Origin of the sequence: Mycobacterium sp. THU-M104 (assembly GCF_049197365.1) — a bacterium.
GTDB lineage: Bacteria > Actinomycetota > Actinomycetes > Mycobacteriales > Mycobacteriaceae > Mycobacterium.
The window spans coordinates 1-2,212 of record NZ_JBMIOP010000058.1 but is presented as its reverse complement, the minus strand read 5'-3'; the positions used below and the strand labels follow the sequence as shown (position 1 = coordinate 2,212).

The window sequence follows — 2,212 nt, the reverse complement described above, 5'->3', positions numbered from 1 at the left end:
TTGCCCTCCATATCGGGCAAGCCTTCCGCGCTACGCGCTCAAAATAGCTGAGGCACCACCACCGGCCACGCGCTCAAAGTAGGTGAGGCACGCCGTGCTGTTGACAAGAAGAGGTTTACAGCGTCAAAACTACGTCGCAACCGATCAACGCGCGGCGGTCCGCATCACCGTTGCTGATCGATGCGCCCACTGCTGCGCCATTTCCAGCAGCACCGGGGGCTCGTCGTGCTCAAGGTGATGGTCGGCCCCTCCGCCAGGTCTGCGTGGTGCTGTCGGATGTGGTCATCGCCTGCAGCATGTGCAGCCGCGCACGCCGCGACCCGCGTCGAAGGTCATGCTTTTCGAGTCCGGCAATCATGCGCCAACCAATGGCCGGTCAGCCGATCTCGGTGCGCAGTCCCTCGTGCCGCAATCCCAGCTCACTGCTGATTCCGGTGAACAGGTCATGGGCATCGACCTCAAGGCCCCGTAGCCCGACCCTCAACGCGCCCGGCTTCTTGTCGACGACGACTTTTCCCGTGGGATCCATCGGGTACTCGGTCCGGGCCGCTGAGGCAGCCCGCGGGCTCTCCGCCACCAACCGGTATCCGTGGTCGTCGCGGAGCCTGTCGGCAACCGCGGTGACCAGTTCTCGTTCGAGCTCTCCGGCATCGATGCTCGTGGGGACGGTCACCGTCATCCTGGTCACCGGGACAACGCTACTCCCGTCGGGGACAGCGGGGGCAACGTCGCCGCTGCTCGCGATTGCCTTGGCGCAGAACCGCAGATGCGCGGCCCGCGGCCCAGATCGCCGGCCCAGATGGGTAACGTTTCACGGTTGTCCGTGTCAGGGTCTCGCAGGTGTGTTCGCGCGGCTCAGGTGTTTGATGAACCAGTCCCGGGCCAGCCCGGCGACCTGCTCGAGTGTGCCGGGTTCGTCGAAGAGGTGGGTCGCGCCGGGAACGACGGACAGCTCGCAGACGCCCGGGATCATGTCCCGGGCCTGCCGATTCAGTTCCAGCACCTGGTCATCACGCCCGCCGACGATCAGCAGTGTCGGGCTGCGCACGGCGGTCAGCCAGTGGCCCGCCAGGTCCGGTCGCCCACCGCGAGACACCACCGCCGCCACGTTCACCCGAGGATCGGCGGCGGCGACCAGGGCCGCGCCCGCTCCGGTGCTGGCGCCGAAGTAGCCGACCGGCAGCGACGCGGTGTCGGGCTGGCCGGCCAGCCAGCCGGTCACGTCGACCAGGCGTTGCGCCAGCAGCCCGATGTCGAAGACGTTGGCGCGGTTGCGTTCTTCCTCGGGGGTGAGCAGGTCGAACAGCAGGGTCGCAAGCCCTGCCGCAGTCAAGACCTCGGCCACGTAGCGGTTGCGGGGGCTGTGGCGGCTGCTGCCGCTGCCGTGGGCGAACACCACGATGCCGACCGGATGCCGCGGGATCGTGAGTCGGCCGGCCACCGACACCGGGCCCGCGCTCACCCGGACCTCCTCGTCGCGTATCGGGGGGTCGTCGGCGGCGACGACCGCGCGCTCGGCGACACCCTCCCGGGCACGATCGAGCAGTGCGACCACCTCGTCGTCGGACGTCTGGGTGAAGTTGCGGTAGCCCTGGCCGACGGCGGAGAAGGACCGCGGCGTGTACAGGCAGACCACATCGTCGGCGTGTCCGGAGAACCTGGTGAAGATGTCGCGTCCGCCGATCGGCACCGCCAGCACGACCCGGCGCGCGCCCTGGGCGCGCGCCACCAGACAGGCCGCCTTGGCCGTCGCGCCCGTCGCGACGCCGTCGTCGACGATCACTGCGATCCGCCCGGCCACCGGCACCCGGGTGTGGCCGCGCCGGAACCGTTCCGAGCGGCGCTCCAGTTCGGCGCGTTGCCTGGCCTCGACGGCGGCCATCTCGTCCCCGGCGAGGTCGGCTTCGCCCGCCACGGAGTCGTTGATCACCCGTACCCCGCCCTCGCCGATGGCGCCGAAGGCCAATTCCGGTTGATAAGGCACTCCCAGTTTGCGCACCACCAGCACGTCCAAGGGTGCGTTGAGCGCCTTGGCGACCTCGAAGGCAACCGGCACCCCGCCGCGCGGCAGCCCCAGCACGACGATGTCCTGGCCGCGCAACGGTTCCAGGCGCTCGGCCAGACGCCTTCCGGCATCGACGCGATCGTCGAACAGCCGCATACCACCACGCAATGCTCCCCGTCGTCCGCCCACAAGGCGTTCGCCATCGCC

At 69.3% G+C, this 2,212-nt stretch carries 2 protein-coding genes; both read right to left on the bottom strand.

The window, feature by feature from the left end; all coding sequences use genetic code 11:
* Positions 1-376: 376 nt before the first annotated feature.
* A complete protein-coding gene (locus tag ACOJVU_RS05935) occupies positions 377-688 on the bottom strand; it encodes a hypothetical protein (protein WP_421528924.1) in 312 nt (103 codons plus the stop codon).
* A gap of 138 nt (positions 689-826) precedes the next feature.
* Complete coding sequence (locus ACOJVU_RS05930; RefSeq protein ID WP_421528925.1) at positions 827-2,161, bottom strand: phosphoribosyltransferase family protein; 1,335 nt, start codon at positions 2,159-2,161, stop codon at positions 827-829.
* Positions 2,162-2,212 lie beyond the last annotated feature (51 nt).